The organism is Catenulispora acidiphila DSM 44928 (assembly GCF_000024025.1).
Taxonomy (GTDB): domain Bacteria; phylum Actinomycetota; class Actinomycetes; order Streptomycetales; family Catenulisporaceae; genus Catenulispora; species Catenulispora acidiphila.
Map to the genome: position 1 here is coordinate 3,053,005 of NC_013131.1, position 16,250 is coordinate 3,069,254.

A 16,250-nucleotide genomic window follows, 5' to 3' on the forward strand; every position below is an offset into this window, starting at 1 on the left:
CACTCACTTTACCAAGCGAGCACTCCTTCAGGAGTCTTCCTCGGCCGCGATGGACAGCCGAAGGGTGATCTGAGGGCGCCTCCACCCAAAGAATCAAGATGCTGATTTCTGCCCGCCGTGTCCGAGGACGGTGGTGATGAGCTCACGGCGGCTGCGGACGCCGAGTTGGTCGAACACCGCGGTCAGGTGTTCCTGCACGGTGTTGGCGGAGATGTGGAGGCGGTTGACGATTTCGCGGGTTGAGTGGCCTCGGAGGACCAGGGCGACCACTCGGGTCTGGGCTTCGGTGAGGCCGTGGGCGTTGAGGAGGAGGGAGCCGAGGTCGGCGGGGGTGGCGGGTTCGATGACGACGCCGATCTGGGTTTCGGCGGGGCCGCGCAGGCCGGTGGCGTGGATGGCGAGCCATTGGCCGTCGCGGGTGCGGAGGTGGAGGGTGGCGGCGGTTTGGCCGGCGTCGGGGTGCGGGTTCGCGGATTGTGCGGCCAGGAGTTTGGCGGCGGCGGCGTGGACCGGGACCGGCAAGGTGTCGGCGTGGCCGTCGGACAGCAAGGCCAGCCATTGTTCGGCCTGGGGGCTCATGGAGGTCACGTTCAGGTCGCCGTCCAGGACCAGCATGCCGGGTGCGCCTGGGTGCCCGGCTTCGGCGGCGTCGCGGACCGTCGCGCGGCGGAGGCCTTCGGCCAGGTGGGGAGCCAGGTGGCGGATGGTGGCGAGGTCCTGGTCGGAGAAGCCGGCGTCGGCGTCTTCCAGGTGCAGGCACAGCACGCCCCAGCAGTGGTTCCCGGTGATCAGGGCGGCGCGCAGTTCGTCGCCGAGGCCGAGGGGAGCCATGATCTCCCGGTAGCGGGGGCTGTCGGTTCGGTGGCCGCCGGTGGAGTGGTCCAGGGAGTTGACCGGGTCGGGTGCCTCGGCGAGGGCGGCGAACTTGTTGACGTCCGGCCGGCTGAACTCGTTGTCCAGGAACAGCGCGGCCGCGGCGCCGAGGGGTTCTTGCGCGGAGGCCGAGGTGAACAGCAACGTGGCCGGGTCGACGGTGGCGAAGAACGTCGCGGCCACCGGCACGATGGCGGGCAGCCGCCGCAGCACCTCGGTGCTCAGCTCTGCGCCGGTCAGGCCGGCGTGGCACCGGTCGACCAGCGCATCGGTCCGACGTTCGGCGAGCGTGGTGCCCATGACATCGACGCTACGCCTCTACGGGGGTGGGCACGAGTCCTAGCTGGCGGAGCAGCCCGAGCTCGTCCAGCCGCCCCCAGCGCTCCACGATCCGGCCGTCGCGGAGCCGGAAGATGTTGATGCCCGGCAGCGTGACGGTGCGGCCGTCGCCGGGAACGCCCATCACCTCGCCCTGATGGGTTCCGGAGGCGACGAACTGCTCGACGACCAGGTCGTTCTCGGCGACCAGGAACATCAGGTCGGAGTGCCAGTCGGGGAAGGCGACGCGGAACGTCGCGGCGGCGTCGCGCAAGCCGTCGCGACCGCCGAAGCCCAGCGGCGGGTCGTGGTCGACGAAGTCGGCGGCCAGGTAGGTGTCGGCGGCACTGAGGTCGCCCTGGGTGAACATCGCTTGGATGAACGCGATCACGGTCTGTTTGTTCTTTTCGATGGTGTCCATGACTTCAGTCTTCGCCGGGGTGAGGGGCGCCGCTACCCCAAATGTCTGGGGTTGTCACAGCTCGCGCGTGTGGGAGGGGCGGCGCGCGATGCCCGCGGCGCCCGAAGGCCGCTCCGCCCGCGTGGACGTGGCGGGAGCGCTCATGCTCGCGGGCGGACTGTTCCTCGTCATGTTTCTCGCCAGCCAGACGAAGCTGTGGAGCCGTCACCTCGTCACGGCGGTGGCGCTCGCCGACGCCCGCCCGAGTTTGCGCAGTCCGGACGACTGCCCGAACATGATCCCGATCACGACATCTCACTGGAGGTTTCCATGGCCAAGGGCTACTGGGTCAGCGCCTACCGCACCATCTCGGACCCTGAGAAACTGGCTGCCTACAACGAACTCGCCGGTCCGGCCGTCCGGGCCGGGGGCGGGCGGACCCTGGTCCGTGGCGGTCGGACCGTCGCCCACGACGCCGGGATCGCCGAGCGCACCGTCCTGATCGAGTTCGACAGCTTTGACCAGGCTGTCGCGGCGCACGAGAGCGAGGCCTACCAGGAGGCGCTGGCTGCTTTGGGCGACGGTGTCGAACGTGACTTCCGTATCGTCGAAGGCCTCGACTGATCATCAAATCTGCCAGGTCTATCAGTTCGTCAGTCTGCCAGGTCCGTTAGGGCAGGAAGTCGGTCAGCGCGGTGAGCAGGGCTGCGGGCCGGTCCAGCGGGATGATGTGTCCGCACTCTGCGATGTCGAGTCGGGTGACGTCGTCGCAGACCTGCCGCAGTTGGTGATACAGCGCCGGGCCCACCGGGTGCGCGCCGACCGCGAGCGTGGGGACGGACAGGCGGCCGGCGAGCGTGGCGGCCTGGATTTGGCGTGCGGTGGCGGGCATGGCGCGGTAGTGCTCGAAGGCGCAGCGCAGGGACTCGGTCCCGGTGTACGCGGCGACGAACGCATCGCGGACCTCGGCGGGGATGCCACGGCCCTGGGTCCCGGCCGTCAGGAACCAGTCCACGTATTCGGGCTCGTGACCGGCCAGCACCTGTTCGGCCAGTCCCGGTACGGCGTGGAAGCCGAACCACCACGGCGGCCCGGCGGGGAGGAAGTCTTCCGCGCCGGGTAGGCGGCCCAGGAACGCCTCCATGAGGACCAGGCGGCGGACAAGGTCGGGCCGGCGCATCGCCAGCAGGAACGCCGGAGGTGTGCCGGCGTCGATGCCGACGACCGCGGCGGAGTCCACGTTCAGGGCGGCCAGCAGCCCTTCGGCGTCGGCGGCGAGGTTTTCGGCGTCGTAGCCGTCGGCGGCGCGGGTGGTGGCGCCGAGGCCGCGCAGGTCTGGGGCGATGACCCGGTACTGGTCGGACAGCGGTCCCATGACCGAGCTCCAAAGCTGCCAGGTGTGCGGGAATCCGTGCAGCAGTAACACTTCCGGGCCCGTTCCGCAGACGGCGACGTTCACCTCTATCCCGTTGACGGGTACGCGGAGCAGATCGACAGCTGCGGGCATGGTTTCTCCCAAGTGGTTACCATTGGATACCTGGTAACCCTAGGAAACCGACGGCGAGTGGCCAAGACGGCACTTCCGCGTCAGGTGGTGAGGTGGAAGTGACCGCCCTGTCCGACAACACACGCGGCGACCTGTTCGATCCGGCGTGCCCGACGCGCGCGCTGCTGGACCGCGTCGGCTCGAAGTGGACGTCGATGGCCGTGAAGCTGCTCGCCGAGGCCGCACCGCAGGAGATCCGGTTCGCAGAGCTGCGCCGCAGGATGCCCGGCGTCTCGCAGAAGATGCTCGCCACGACGCTACGCGCCCTGGTCCGCGACGGGCTCGCCCAGCGGCGCGTCGAGCCGACGGTCCCGCCGCGCGTGCACTACAGCCTGACCCCGCTCGGTCTGTCGCTGGATGGACCATTGGCCGTACTGCGAGCCTGGGCTGAGGAGCACATGGCCGAAATCGACCGCGCGAATCGGGATGCGGACGCCGCGGGCTAGACCGCCGACCCTGAGAGCTCTCAGGTACTGCCACGCGTCAGACCTTCCTAACCTGGCGACGTGATACGTATCAGAAGGTTGGCACGCTGGCTGGCGATCGCGGCGATGGCCACCGCGGGCCTGGCCGCCCCGTCCGCCGCGCACGCCGCGTGGCCGGAGCCGCAGGCTGCCATGTCCTGTAAGCCGTGGGTGATCCTCTCCGCGTACGGCACCAACGAGTACACAGACTCCGGGCACCCGTACGGGAGCACCGGCGTCAACGAGACCTACATCAAGGCGATCACCAACGCCTTGGCCGATCACAAGATCGGTCAGCGCACCCCGGACGGCAACTACTACCCGGTGCCGAACGCGACGGTCGACATCCGGAACCTGCCCTATCCGGCCGGTCCCGGCTTGCCGAACCTGCTCACCGGGTACTTCGACTCGGTCGAGGCCGGCCGGGCCGAACTGGTGAAGGAGGTGCGCTGGTACTCCGACAACTGCGGGGGCGGCACCAAGCTGGTGCTCGTGGGGTACTCGCAGGGTGCGCAGGTGGTCAAGAAGGCGCTGGCCGATCCCGGGCTCCAGTCGGCCCAGTACGTGATCAACGGTGTGGTGAACATCGCCGATCCGACGCGCTACAACAACACGAGCGGCTTCACCGATCCCGGTGACATGAAGACGGTCGACAAGAACTGGTCGCCCGCCTCGCCCGCGGCCGCTGACGGCGGCCTGATGGGCCGCATCGCCGTGCCGCAGATGTTCTCCCGAGGGCTGACGGACCGGCGGTACTTCGACGTCTGCCGGACCGACGACATGGTGTGCAACCGGCCCGGGGCGCCGAACCCGAACGACTTCCTGACCCTGTTCGGGCAGAGCCTGGGCGACGGCAGCCACACCTCGTATCGCGACGGCGCGGGACTGGCCACCGCCACGGCCGTCGCCACCAAGATGGTGTCCACCGCGCTGGGGCCCATCATTAGCCCGCCGGACCCCAACGACTACTCGTGCACACAGCACGGCGACACCGACTCCCTCGGTGCGGCGGCCATCCGGGCCGCGTGCGACGTGCAGACCCAGGGCACCTGGTACACCTGGGGCGGCGGCCACTCGGTGAATCCGCCGCAGGCCACCTACGGCACGGTCGACCCCTCGGATCCGATTCGCAGCGCCAACGACCCGATCCACAAGGGCTTCGACTGCTCCGGCTTCATGCGCTACGTGTACTACGTCGCAGCGGGCTACGACATCATCGGCGACCGGACCGCCGATGGGAACTTCAAGGCGCCGTGGTCGGTGCGCATCGACCCGAACCAGGGCATCCTCGGTCTCATGCCGGGTGACATCGTGTTCTTCGGCAGCCCGGGCTACGCCCACCACACCGCGCTGTACCTGGGCGCCGGCAAGATCGTCGAAGCGCGGCAGTCCAACGAGCTGATCCGGGTCTCGGACCTGTTCAGCCACACCGACTACGTCGGCGCGATCCGGGTCAGCGGCGCCGGAGGCGGCGGCGGTCCCAACTCCACGTGGGGGACCGGTGTCCGGACCCACTCCTCGGCCTCCGTCGGTTCCCCGGTCTACACCACGCTGCCCGGGCCGACCGGCATCCGGATCGACTGCCAGGAGCACGCCGAGGCCGTGACCGCCGAGGGCTACACCAACGACGTGTGGTCGCACCTGCCGGACCTCGGCGGGAGCTGGGTCTCCAACATCTACGTGCAAGGGCCGGCCTGGTTGCCGGGAATCCCGGCGTGCGACGGGACAGGGCCCTCGACCGGATCGCAGTCGACCTGGGGCGCGAACGTCAACGTGCACTCGATCGCGGCGGTCGGCTCGCCGGTCGTCTCCACCCTGCCGGGTCCCACGTCGGTGACCGTCAAGTGCCAGGAGCACGCCGAGCCGGTGACCGCCGAGGGCCTCACCAACGACGCCTGGTCGTTCCTGCCGGACTACAACGGCTACGTCTCCAACATCTACATGAAGGGCGCGGCCTGGCTGGACGGCGTTCCGACCTGCGACGGCGGCGCCGCGAGCGGGGGAGCGAACCACACGACCTGGGGGACGAACGTCAACCTGCACACCGGTCCGTCCGCCGGGTCCGGGGTCGCGGCCGTCCTGCCGGGTCCCACCTCGGTGCGGATCGACTGCCAGACCCACGGCCAGTCGACCACCGCCGAGGGCTACACCAACGACGCCTGGTCGCACCTGCCGGACAGCAACGCCTGGATCTCCAACATCTACGTGACCGGGGACCCCTGGCTGGCCGACGTCCCCACCTGCGAGGGCGGGACCGGCGGCGGATCGCAGAACTCGCCGAACCAGCGGCAGGTGTGGGCGACGAACATCAACGTGCGGCAGGACACGACGACGTCCTCGGCGGTGGTCACCACGATCCCAGCGCCGACGACGGTCGCCATCAAGTGCCAGTGGCACGGGACTCCGGTCACCGACCAGGGCTACACCAACGACGGATGGTCCTACCTGCCGGACTACAACGGCTGGATCAGCAACATCTACATCAAGGGCACGGCGTGGCTGGACGGCATCCCGGAATGCACGGCACCGCCGCACGCCAGTTGACGCGCTGACCCGTCGATCAGCCGGCCAGCCGGTCAGCCGGTCAGCCGATCAGCTGACTGGCCCGAAGTCGCCGGAGGGGTCCTGCCACGGGGGCAGGACCCCTCCGGTCTTTCGCTTTATCAGCCTGCGTATTCCCGAGCGTATTCGAGCACGGAGTTGGTGAACTCGACGGCGTTCGGCGGCACTCCGTTGGCCTGGCTCACCGCCTTGGTGCTGGTGTCGTACGCGGCGACGGTGAGCGCGGCCAGGTCGCCCGGCGGGTGCTCCTTGATGAACTCCTCGTCCAGCCAGCACAGGTACTGGCCGGCAGCCATGATGGCGTCGTCGGGGTTCATGTAGTCGGCCCGCGGACCGGGAGCCCAGGCGGTGAAGACCCGCGGAGTCCAGCCGGCGATGCCGTAGGAGTCGGTCGCCGGGCTGGAGAACTTCGGGTCGAAGCCGCTCTCCACTTTCAGCACGGCCGCGACCATGGCCGGCGTGACTTCCGGCGTCGGGCAGGCGTGGGCCGCGCGGCTGATGACGTCGCGGTATTCGGCGGGGACCGCGGCGTCGGGGCGCAGTTCGCCTCGGGTGAGCGCCGGAGCGGACCGGGGACTGCCCGCTGCGCCGGTGGCCGGTGCGGCGGCCGGCCCGGTGACCGTGCCGGTGTGCGGCGAGGAAGCGGCGGTCTTCCCCTGCGAGCCGTTCTTGAGAACGAGGACCGTCGCCGCGACCGCGACGATCGCGACGACCGCCGCCACCGCGACCGCTGGAATCAGGACTCTGCGACGCGTGGAAGGCCCTGTCGGCTGCGCCGTCCCGTGCTCGCTGTGCTCACTGTGCGCACTGCGATCACCGTGCCCACTGCCACCGGCGCGGCCGATCCGCTCGGCCAGACTCCGCGCCGTGACGGCGCCGCGCCGGGCGTGATCGGGCGCGAGACAGTCCCTGATCAGCGACCGCCAGGGTTCTGCGATCCGCTCGTCCAGGAGCAGGCCTTCGCCGGTGTGGGCGTAGGCCTGCGCGCTCATCGCCCGGGCGTGCGGTGAGGCGCCGGCGAAGGGGTGACGCCCGCCGGCGAGCACCTGGTGGGTCAGGATTCCGAAGGCCCAGATGTCCGCGGTCGGACGCAGCGCGATGCCCTGTTCCCCGACCTGCTCGGACCACCATTCCGGCGGAAGGTAGTCCGAGGAGCCGATCCGCGGCGCGTAGGCGTGCGTGCCGTCGAGTTCCGTCGTGACGCCGAAGTCGGCCAGGCGCGCGCTGCCGTCGGCCATCAACAGCACGTTGCCGGGCTTCACGTCGCCGTGCACCCAGCCGGCGTCGTGCATGAAAGCCAGGGCCGAACAGACCTCCGCCAGGATCCGCTCCCCGTCGCCGAGGTCCGCACCGTTCTGAAGCAGCTGTCTGACGTTGCTGACGCCGCGTTCCATGACCAGCACCGTCGCGCCGTCGACGGCGGCGTCGCCGGACTCGGCGGTCTCCACGGCCACCGTGCGGATCAGCGCGGGATGCTCGATGCTCTCGCTGAACCGGCGCTCGCGGTCCACGACCTCGGCGAGCAGGGCGCGCCGCCCCGGGGTGCCGACCGAGGGCGGCAGGAACTTCAGGGCCACCTCGGCCGGATCGCCGTCCACGGCCGCGTCCCCGACTGCTTCCCCGAGATAGACGCTGCCCCAGCTGCCCGAGCCCAGATACCCGGTGACCCGCCAGCGGCCGACGACGAAGCCGTCCGGCACCTCGACGGGCCTCGCCCCCGCCCCGGCGGCCGGCTCGCCGGTGTTCCCGGCGCCGTCCACGGTCACTGTCCGGCCCGCCGGGCCGGCAGCATCCGGAGGTGCTCGTCCCGCACCAGGTCGAAGCGCAGCGCCAGCGCGACGATCGCCTCGCGTTTCCAGTCCATGCGCGCCGCGCCGTCGGTCCCCTCCCGCTCCCGGACCCGCAGTTTCGTCGTGGCCAGATAGTCGATGTGGTAGTTGACCGCCGACTTGGTCAGGTCCGCGCAGGAGGGCAGCGGCCGCAGCCGCTCCACGACGTCCCCGGCGTTCGGTATGGCGACCGCGGAGGCCTCGCGCAGCCGCGGTTCGCACAAAGCCAGCAGTACCAAGAAGTACTTCGCCGTCGGATCGAGGGAGAACGGCAGCACGGTGCGCTCGCCGGCACCCGGCGCCCGCGCCCCGGTCCCAGCCGCGGTCCCGGTCGCCTCTGATCCGGTCAGATCCGAGTACGAATCCGAGTACGAATGTTGAGGTGCGTAGACCGTGAAGCCCACGAAACCGTCGGCCACCGGGAGCACCACACGGGAGATCTCGAACGGAATGGGCGCCCCGATCCGGCCCGGCGCCACCTTGACGTGCTCCCCGGCACCTTCCAGATTCTCCACGACGTAGGTGGTGGTGCGGCTGAAGTTGGAGATCCGCCAGTGGTCGTCCACGGCGGCCAGTTCCCCGGCCCGCCGGGACACACCGTCCCCGGCGAGTTCCAGGCCGACCGGTGCGTTCGGCGCGCCCCGGCCGAAAGTCAGCACATCGCCGGGTCCCAGGCGCAGCAAGCCCGGCGGGCGCGTACGCGGGTCGGAGGGCTGGACGATCACAGTGTCCATGAAAGGTCTCTCAGAGGTGGCTCCAGGCTCCACGTCCCCCGGTGGAGGTGGATGCCCGTTCGAGATACCTCACGACCTTATGTCCCGTCGGGTCGGCCGGGCAAAGGCGACCTCATCCCGCTCCGTGCTGCTGCGCAGGACCTTCGAGCCCTGATGCCGCGGACCGGTGCCGCGGTCACACCGATCCGTCGACCAGCCCGCCGATGTTTTGCCCGCCCGCCTTGGGGTAGCCGGGTGCGGCACCAGTGCGGCTGCCGCTCGAAACGGCAGCACATCGGGCCTTGGCTCACTGCTGACGGCCGGATGTCGGGCCGGTGCCGGTTGCGACTTGGAGGCGTGAGCGATGGCAATGAACAGCATGGCTGGCCGGCGGCGCTCTGCTCGATCGCGGACAGAGGCGTCTGCGGCCCATTGGTTGAACGCGCTTGCCCGGGTGGGATTCGTCGCACGCGGGGTCATCTATTTCCTCATCGGACTGCTCGCCTTGGCAATCGCCACGGGGAAGGCCGCACCCCAGGCCGACCGGGTCGGCGCGCTGCAGTTCATCGCCGGCCAGTCCTACGGCAAGCCTCTGTTGTGGGCCTTGACCGTCGGGTTGGCCGCTATGGCGCTTTGGCGGTTCGCCCAGGTGTTTTTCGGTATTCGCCGGCACAGTCGCCAGCACGGTGAGGAGGCGCAGTCGTTCGCGCGCGGCCTGATCTATGCGGTGTTCTTCGTGGGGACGCTGCACTACGCGCAGGGTTCTGGGCTTCCGAAGAACAGCGGACAGCAGTCGCGGGACTTCACCGCGCAGGCCATGACGCACTCCGGAGGCCGCGTTCTGGTGGTCGTCGTCGGGCTGGTCATCGCCGCGATCGGCCTTTACATGCTGTGGAACGGGCTCACCCACCGGTTCTTGAAGGATCTGCGCACCGCGAGCATGAGCCGTCGCGCTCGTACCGTCGTCACCTGGCTCGGCACGGTGGGGAACATCGCCCGCGGGCTGCTGTTCGGAGCGCTCGGCGGCTTCATGATCGACGCGGGGCTGTCCTACAAGCCGAACGAGGCCAAGGGCACCGACGCGGTGCTGCGCTCCTTCGCGCACACCGCGGTGGGACCGGCGCTGTTGATCGCCGTGGCGGTCGGACTCGTGGTGTTCGGCCTGTTCTCCATGTGCGAGGCGCGCTGGCACCGCGACCTGTGAACGGTCGGCAGACGCAGACTTGGACACCACCCCGGTAGGAGGCGGCATGGACCCGCGAACGTGGTTGATCACGCGTCATGAGCGGGGCAACCCCGCCACCAGGGTGGACGACGAGCACGCGGCGCAGGCGGCGTGGTCGGAGGGAAACCTCGTCGAGCCGTTGATCCACGGCGCGGAGTACTTCGCCGCGCTGTCCGCCGCGGTGCGCGACATGCGCGCCGGCGACCTGCTGTTGTTCACCGACTGGCGGGGCGACGGCGACGAGACCGTGGACGATGAGGGCACGACCGTCGGCAGCCTGCTGAGCTCGGCGGCTCGCCGCGGCGTGCACGTCAGGGGTCTGGTATGGCGGTCGCACGTCGACCGGATGCGCTTCAGCGAGACGGAGAACCGTCATCTGAGCCAGGAGGTGGAGGCCGCAGGCGGCCGTTGCCTGCTCGACACGCGCGTGCGGCCGGGCGGCTCCCACCACCAGAAGTTCGTCGTCTTGCGCCACGCCGGACGTCCCGAGGCCGATGTCGCCTTCATCGGGGGCATCGATCTGTCTCACGGCCGCCGCGACGACGCCCGGCACGAGGGGGACCCGCAGACCGTCGAGATGGCCGATGTCTACGGCAAGCGCCCGCCCTGGCACGACGCGCAGGCGATGATCCACGGTCCGGCGGTCGCCGACGCCGAGCGCGTCTTCCGCGAGCGCTGGGAGGACCCGGCACCGGTGACGCGCAATCCCCTGCACCGGGCCCGAGCCCTGCTGAGCCGCGAGGAAACCAAACAGACACCGCTTCCCGCGCCGCTCCCGCCCCCGCAATCCTGCGGCCCGCACGCGGTGGAACTGCTGCGCACCTATCCCAAGCGCACGGCCGGCTACCCCTTCGCTCCCGAGGGCGAGCGCAGCGTCGCGCGCAGCTATCTGAAGGTGCTCAGCCAAGCCAGGAAGCTGATTTACCTGGAGGACCAGTACCTCTGGTCCCGCGAAGTCGCTGTCCCCTTCGCTGAGGCGCTGGCCGCCAATCAGGGCCTTCATATGATCGCCGTCGTGCCGCACCATCCGGCTGAGCAGGGCCGCGTCGCCCAATCCGCCATGCTGGCAGGCCGCAACCAGGTGCTGGACATGCTGCGCGCCGCCGGAGGCGACCGCTTCGCCGTCTACGGCATCGAGAACCACGCCGGCACCCCGGTTTACGTCCACGCCAAGATCACCGTGATCGACGACGTGTGGGCGGCGATCGGCTCGGACAACCTCAATCTGCGTTCCTGGTCCCACGATTCCGAGCTGAGCTGCGCGGTCCTGGACCATACCCGCGACCCCCGCGAGCCGCAGGACGTCGGCCGAGCCGGCGACTTCCCCCGGCGCTTCGCCCGAGACCTCCGCCTGCGCCTGGCCCGCGAGCACCTGGACCGTGCCGATGGCGACGACGCCGACCTCTGGGATCCCACATCGGCGTTCCAGGCCTTCGCCCACGCGGCCGCCGAACTCCGCGACTGGCACTCCTCCAACCGCACCACCGCCAGACCCCCCGGCCGCATCCGCCCCTACGAGGCAGCTCCCCAGTCTCGAACAACCACCCTGTGGGCCACCCCGGTCTACCGCACCCTGTTCGACCCGGACGGACGTCCCCGTGCCCTGCGTCGCAGCGGGAGTTTCTGAGGAGCGTTCGCACCTTGAGGCAGGCCTTTAATCCCCCCTCATCGCTCAAATGTTCGACTACGATGAGGGGGTGAGCCCCGAGCCGCTTCAGCATCTGGCCGCCGTCATCGAAGACGAAATCGCCCGCGTTCAGCTCGAATACCTTTGCTATGGCATGGATCTCGACCTCGCAGCCGCCATCGACGGTGCTGCGGGAACCGTCGTCATCACCGGGGAGGGCCTCAGTTTCCGCCGGCCGCGGAGATTGCTCGAGAGCCGGATCAGCCGGGCGGGGCTGCGCTCGGAGACCCACCGGCCGGACCTGCGGATCACCGTCTTTCCGGCGGCGAATCAGGATCCTGAGCCGGCGTGACGGGGCGGGGCGGAGGGCTGCCCGCGCATCGTCCTTCCCTCAGTGGTATCCCTCCAATGCGATGCGCTGAGCAACGAAGGTGTATCAGGCCACTGCCTCACCGACTCTTTCTTAGGAGACGCCCCGCGCAGCCGCGCGGGGCGCGTCGGATCCTAGGGGGGATCTGCTTAATGAGCGCCATCGATGATGAGTTCCAGCACGTCATGGACAGCTACACACGCGACACCCGCGCCGCCCGCAAAGCGGTCCAGGCGGACCGGGACCAACAGATCGCGATGCTGTATCCCGACGCCCGGACCTTCCGCCTCAAGCAGGCGGACGCGATCAGCGACACCGAGAAGGGCGAGAAGGCCCTGGCGCTCGTACCGGAGACGCTGACGCTCGTCACGCCCGACCTGCGCGACCCGAAGCGTGACCACCTCTTCGTCGGGCCGCATCCGGTGCCCTCGGTCGGCATGACGTGGAACCCCGTGCACCGGGAGCTCAGCTTCCTCACCTCCGACGGCGAGCACAAGATCAGCGGCCACCTGTCGATGACGCACAACCGGCTGCGCGCGTACGGCACCGTCTCCGTCGACGGCCAGTCCGTCGCGGTGGAGTACCACGTCGATCCGCAGCGCTACAAGATGAAGGTCGCCAAGGGCGCCGCGTACCTGGCGGCGGACCGGTCCATCACCTGGGACACCACCACTGACCGCTGGAAGAACGCGGAGTGGAGCACCGACTACGAGCTCGGATTCACCTACGGGATCAACGGCGAGGAGGTCATCGGCGACGAGAAGCTGTACACCTTCCTCGCGAAGTTCGACAACCCGAAGACCGGCCGCAGCTGGGAGCCGGTCCCCGAGACGTACGGCGGCTACCTGAACAAGCAGCGGCGCATCAACTTCGGCCTGCTCTCCGACTACAAGCCGCCGTCGGGCACGGGGACCGAGCTGTTCCCGTACCGGTTCTCCTGCACGCTCAGCGAGTTCGCCGCCGACTTCACCGGCGGTCTGGTCGTCGATCCCCCCGGCAGCACCAACCCGCTGGTGTACGGCGCCATCGGCGTCTGGACCGGACGCGGGATCGCCGGGCTCTACCACCTCGGGGACGCCGGGCATGGCGCTGTGCGGATCGTCGCGGTCCACGCCGGCCGGCTGTACGCCGGCTCCGTGGCCGCCGCGCACACCGAGATCGACGGCGACGTGCTGGTCTGGAGCGGGCTGGACAAGGTCGCGGCGGACCAGGCCGGGATCCCGACCGAGGGCCGGCTGGCGTTCTCCCCCGACGGCGGGCGCGTCCTGCACTCCTCGTTCGGCGCGACCGGCGAGCGTGTGCACCCGGACCAGGCTCTGGACCTCGTGTCCCGGATCGCCGTCACCGGTCTGGCCGCCTCGCTGCGGCACGCGGTGGCGCTGGCGAACCCCGGCCCGGGCGCGACCCACGATCTCAGCGAACTGATGGCCATGAGCCAGTTCACGCGCAACGAGAAGGACGAGTACTACGACAAGGTCCAAGAGGACTCCATGGAGGACTTCTACAAGATCCTCCAGAACTACATGGACCCGGAACTGCGCTCGACCTTCTTCCACCGCGACCCGCCGGCCCTGGACCAGACGCTGCGGGACATCGCCAAGACCAAGGGCAAAAAGGGCACCGACCCGTTCCCGTGGTTCAAGTCGCTCAGCGTCGCCTACACCGCGACCTGCGTCGGCAAGTACAGCGACGACCCGGCGGCCAAGACGCTGAACACGATCCGCGCCGAGCAGTGGCTCTCGCAGACCACCAGCGGCAGCGACGTCATGGACGCCCAGGCGCCGCTGCTGTACGCGAACCGCTGGAGCGAGCGCCCGGCCAACAAGCACCTCGGCTGGTACCTGGCCGACCAGAAGGCCAACTCGGTGAAGTACGCCGGCGACATCGACGCCACGACCGAGGCCTGGCTCAAGGAGGCACGGGAGGCCAACGTCGGCACGCCCGAGCAGCTGGCGGAGCTGGAGAAGTCGATCCGGACGATCGGCGACCACGCCAAGAAGCACGACCAGTTCTGGGCGTTCGCCGTCTACATCGGCGCCTCGCGGCCCAGCTACATGAACATGCTGGAGTCGTTCATCAAGCTCGGCGGCGAGGTCGACGGCTCGGAGTTCAGCCAGCGCGTGCAGCGCACGGTCGCGACCCTGACCGTGCTGGACACCTCCGGCGTCATCGCCCAGGAGTACGCCTACATGCTCCAGCTCTTCGAGCTGAGCACGCTGCTGCCGCAGATGGCGGACCTGGAGGGCGGCGTCGGCGGCTTCAACTTCGCGGTGAAGGCGATCATCGACAAGTTCGTCGAGAAGTACCTCGGTTCCAAGGACCCGGCGCTCGACGAGGCCGCGAAGCTGCTGAAGGAGCACGCGTCGCAGGACGTCGTCGGCAAGATGCTGGCGATCCTGCGGACCACGGCGGCGGTCGGGTACGGCCTGTTCAACTGGGGCTTCCTGATGGCGCAGTACACGAGCAAGTGCGCGCAGCTGCTCGGCAGCCTGCCCGCGATGGTCGTCCGGCTCGGCGCGCTCGCCGCCATGGGGACCTTGATGAGCTTCTTCCTCGACGGGACCGCCGACTGGAACTCGCTGAGCGACGAGCAGATCGGGTTCATCTCCCTGGCGGGAGCCAACATCCTGGCTCTCAACGCGCTCGCGCTCATCAAGCGCGGCGTCGCGCTGCACGAGGTCTGGAACCCGGCCAAGGGATTCTGGAAGAACGCGAAGATGTTCTTCTCCTCCAAGCTCCTGGCCAAGGCACAGGCAACCGCGACCAACGGGCTGCGCGGCTATCTGCTGCAGGAGGGCGGGCCGAAGGTCCCGGCCGGGCGGATCACCTTCAAGCAGTGGTGGGCGAACCGGCAGGCCGCGGCGGCGGCGCCGCTGGTGCCCAAGCCCTCCCAGTCCTTCGCGCGCCGGCTGTTCGGCAAGAACCTGACCCAGTTCATGGCGCGCGCGCTGGCCGGGGCGTTCGCGATCGTCGGGATCGTCATGTCCTCGATCGACCTGCACCACAGCGGCGAGCCGTTGGAGAAGGCGGCGCACGCGATGTTCCTGCTGGCCGCCTGCCTGGAGCTGGTCGCGGTGATCGGCGCCTGGGCGCTCGGCACCTCGGCGCTGGCCGTCGGCGGGATGCTGGTCAGCACGATGTTCTCGATCGTCTCCGGCATCGGCTTCCTCGCCCTGGTCGCCGGCGCGATCCTGCTGATCGTGTTGATGACGCGGCCGCAGCAGACGCCGGTCGAGAAGTTCGCCAAGGAGCGCGCGGGCGATCTCTACATGCCCTACAAGGCGGCCATCGAGACGTTCCGCATCTACAAGCCGATCGGCGAGCCGCAGCGCGCGGGCATCGCGGTGTTCGCGACCACGGACCAGTCGCACGCGCTGCGCATCGCCTCGGACGGGAAGGTCACGCAGGCTCCGTTCGACGCCACCGGGCACACCGCGTTCTACGTGTCCGTCGACGAGTTCGGCCGCACCCAGCTCGGCGCGCCGATCGTGAACACCAAGGGCAAGCCGTGCCTGATGAGCCTCGCCGTCGACGACGCCGGCGCGATCGCGGCCCAGGACTACGCCTCCGACCTGCCCGAGCCGGAGCCGAAGCTGCTGTGGTACGCGGACATCCAGGGCGAGGGCACCTACCAGGACACCACGCCGGACGTGAAGGAGCTGAAGTCGGCTCCCTTCAAGCTGCGCAGCGTGTTCTTCGTCGACAGCAAGAAGGAGGTCCGCTGGCTGGCGGCCGACGGCGCGTCCGGCTGGAAGACGACGACCGACGCGGCCGAGGCGGCGACCGTCCGGCTGGAGATGGTCGCCACCAAGCCCACCGAGCTCGCGATGACCGACGTCTCCTGGTTCACCGTCGCGCACGACGAGGTCACCGGTCCCGGTCTGCAGGTCCCGGGCAGCGTGCCGCAGGAGTGGTCGATCTCCCCGGCGCTGCCGACGGGCCTGGAGTTCGACAAGGCCGAGGGCACGATCTCGATGCGGAAGGGCGCCGACATCCCGGCCGCCCCGAAGCAGGAGTACACGCTCACGGTGAAGAACGGCGTCGGCTCGGCCGCGACGACATTCTCGCTGGAAGTCGTCGAGCCCTCCGAGGAGATCATGGCCGCCGCCTGACGGCCGCTTGGGACAGGCCGGGCTCGCAGGAGGCGATCCTGATCCCGCTCCCGGTCTCGCAGAGTCCTGACGGTGGTGCCGGCCACCGCCGTCAGGACCCTGTCGGTCGTGCCGACCGTGCCGACCGACGGGATCCACCGGCACGAGATCCGTGTCATCCGTGTCATCTATGTCGTCTGTGTTGTCAAGTGTCGTCAGTTGTCATCAAGTG

12 protein-coding genes are annotated in these 16,250 nt (G+C 69.4%); 7 read left to right on the forward strand and 5 right to left on the reverse strand.

All coding sequences use genetic code 11. From position 1 onward, the window contains the following. Positions 1–93: 93 nt before the first annotated feature. Entirely contained in the window at positions 94–1,173 is a 1,080-nt protein-coding gene (locus tag CACI_RS13285) for a helix-turn-helix transcriptional regulator (protein WP_012786874.1), read from the reverse strand. A 10-nt stretch (positions 1,174–1,183) separates the two neighbouring features. Then, positions 1,184–1,612, reverse strand: coding sequence for an ester cyclase (locus CACI_RS13290; RefSeq protein WP_012786875.1), 429 nt, complete (start codon positions 1,610–1,612; stop codon positions 1,184–1,186). Positions 1,613–1,921: 309 nt separating this feature from the next. Here CACI_RS13290 and CACI_RS13295 point away from each other — a divergent pair, with 309 nt between their 5' ends. Further along, a complete protein-coding gene (locus CACI_RS13295; RefSeq protein ID WP_012786876.1) occupies positions 1,922–2,215 on the forward strand; it encodes a DUF1330 domain-containing protein in 294 nt (97 codons plus the stop codon). 46 nt (positions 2,216–2,261) lie between these two features. Here the strand turns inward: CACI_RS13295 and CACI_RS13300 are convergent, their stop codons facing one another. Next, positions 2,262–3,098, reverse strand: coding sequence for an alpha/beta fold hydrolase (locus CACI_RS13300; protein ID WP_012786877.1), 837 nt, complete (start codon positions 3,096–3,098; stop codon positions 2,262–2,264). 92 nt (positions 3,099–3,190) lie between these two features. On the opposite strand from CACI_RS13300, the gene CACI_RS13305 reads away from it, so the two are divergent. After that, positions 3,191–3,583, forward strand: coding sequence for a winged helix-turn-helix transcriptional regulator (locus CACI_RS13305; RefSeq protein ID WP_012786878.1), 393 nt, complete (start codon positions 3,191–3,193; stop codon positions 3,581–3,583). Positions 3,584–3,643: 60 nt separating this feature from the next. After that, positions 3,644–6,145: an NlpC/P60 family protein gene (locus CACI_RS45480; protein ID WP_143765223.1), complete on the forward strand. Its 2,502-nt coding sequence runs from the start codon at positions 3,644–3,646 to the stop codon at positions 6,143–6,145. Between the two features lie 119 nt (positions 6,146–6,264). Here the strand turns inward: CACI_RS45480 and CACI_RS13315 are convergent, their stop codons facing one another. After that, positions 6,265–7,929 (reverse strand): protein kinase domain-containing protein, encoded by a 1,665-nt coding sequence (locus CACI_RS13315; protein WP_049871565.1) that lies wholly within the window; start codon positions 7,927–7,929, stop codon positions 6,265–6,267. Then, positions 7,926–8,726, reverse strand: a complete 801-nt coding sequence (locus tag CACI_RS13320) for a hypothetical protein (RefSeq protein WP_012786881.1) — start codon at positions 8,724–8,726, stop codon at positions 7,926–7,928. Before CACI_RS13320 ends, CACI_RS13315 begins: the two co-directional genes overlap by 4 nt. A 343-nt stretch (positions 8,727–9,069) precedes the next feature. Here CACI_RS13320 and CACI_RS13325 point away from each other — a divergent pair, with 343 nt between their 5' ends. From CACI_RS13325 to CACI_RS13340, 4 genes are all read left to right on the forward strand, one after another. After that, positions 9,070–9,909 carry a DUF1206 domain-containing protein gene (locus CACI_RS13325; protein ID WP_012786882.1) on the forward strand — a complete coding sequence of 280 codons (840 nt, stop codon included), beginning with the start codon at positions 9,070–9,072 and terminating at the stop codon, positions 9,907–9,909. A 46-nt stretch (positions 9,910–9,955) separates the two neighbouring features. Beyond that, a complete protein-coding gene (locus tag CACI_RS13330; protein ID WP_012786883.1) occupies positions 9,956–11,557 on the forward strand; it encodes a phospholipase D family protein in 1,602 nt (533 codons plus the stop codon). Between the two features lie 49 nt (positions 11,558–11,606). After that, on the forward strand, positions 11,607–11,909 hold the full coding sequence (locus CACI_RS13335) for a hypothetical protein (RefSeq protein ID WP_012786884.1): 303 nt from the start codon (positions 11,607–11,609) through the stop codon (positions 11,907–11,909). A 170-nt stretch (positions 11,910–12,079) separates the two neighbouring features. Next, on the forward strand, positions 12,080–16,039 hold the full coding sequence (locus tag CACI_RS13340; protein WP_012786885.1) for a hypothetical protein: 3,960 nt from the start codon (positions 12,080–12,082) through the stop codon (positions 16,037–16,039). Positions 16,040–16,250: the final 211 nt, after the last annotated feature.

What these genes read in the sequence shown, in the direction of transcription:
- CACI_RS13290 (WP_012786875.1), bottom strand. Translation starts at nt 1,612, where the DNA reads ATGGACACCATCGAAAAGAACAAACAGACCGTGATCGCGTTCATCCAA.
- CACI_RS13300 (WP_012786877.1), bottom strand. Translation starts at nt 3,098, where the DNA reads ATGCCCGCAGCTGTCGATCTGCTCCGCGTACCCGTCAACGGGATAGAG.
- CACI_RS13325 (WP_012786882.1), top strand. Translation starts at nt 9,070, where the DNA reads ATGGCAATGAACAGCATGGCTGGCCGGCGGCGCTCTGCTCGATCGCGG.
- CACI_RS13285 (WP_012786874.1), bottom strand. Translation starts at nt 1,173, where the DNA reads ATGGGCACCACGCTCGCCGAACGTCGGACCGATGCGCTGGTCGACCGG.
- CACI_RS13295 (WP_012786876.1), top strand. Translation starts at nt 1,922, where the DNA reads ATGGCCAAGGGCTACTGGGTCAGCGCCTACCGCACCATCTCGGACCCT.
- CACI_RS13340 (WP_012786885.1), top strand. Translation starts at nt 12,080, where the DNA reads ATGAGCGCCATCGATGATGAGTTCCAGCACGTCATGGACAGCTACACA.
- CACI_RS13335 (WP_012786884.1), top strand. Translation starts at nt 11,607, where the DNA reads ATGTTCGACTACGATGAGGGGGTGAGCCCCGAGCCGCTTCAGCATCTG.
- CACI_RS13320 (WP_012786881.1), bottom strand. Translation starts at nt 8,726, where the DNA reads ATGGACACTGTGATCGTCCAGCCCTCCGACCCGCGTACGCGCCCGCCG.
- CACI_RS13330 (WP_012786883.1), top strand. Translation starts at nt 9,956, where the DNA reads ATGGACCCGCGAACGTGGTTGATCACGCGTCATGAGCGGGGCAACCCC.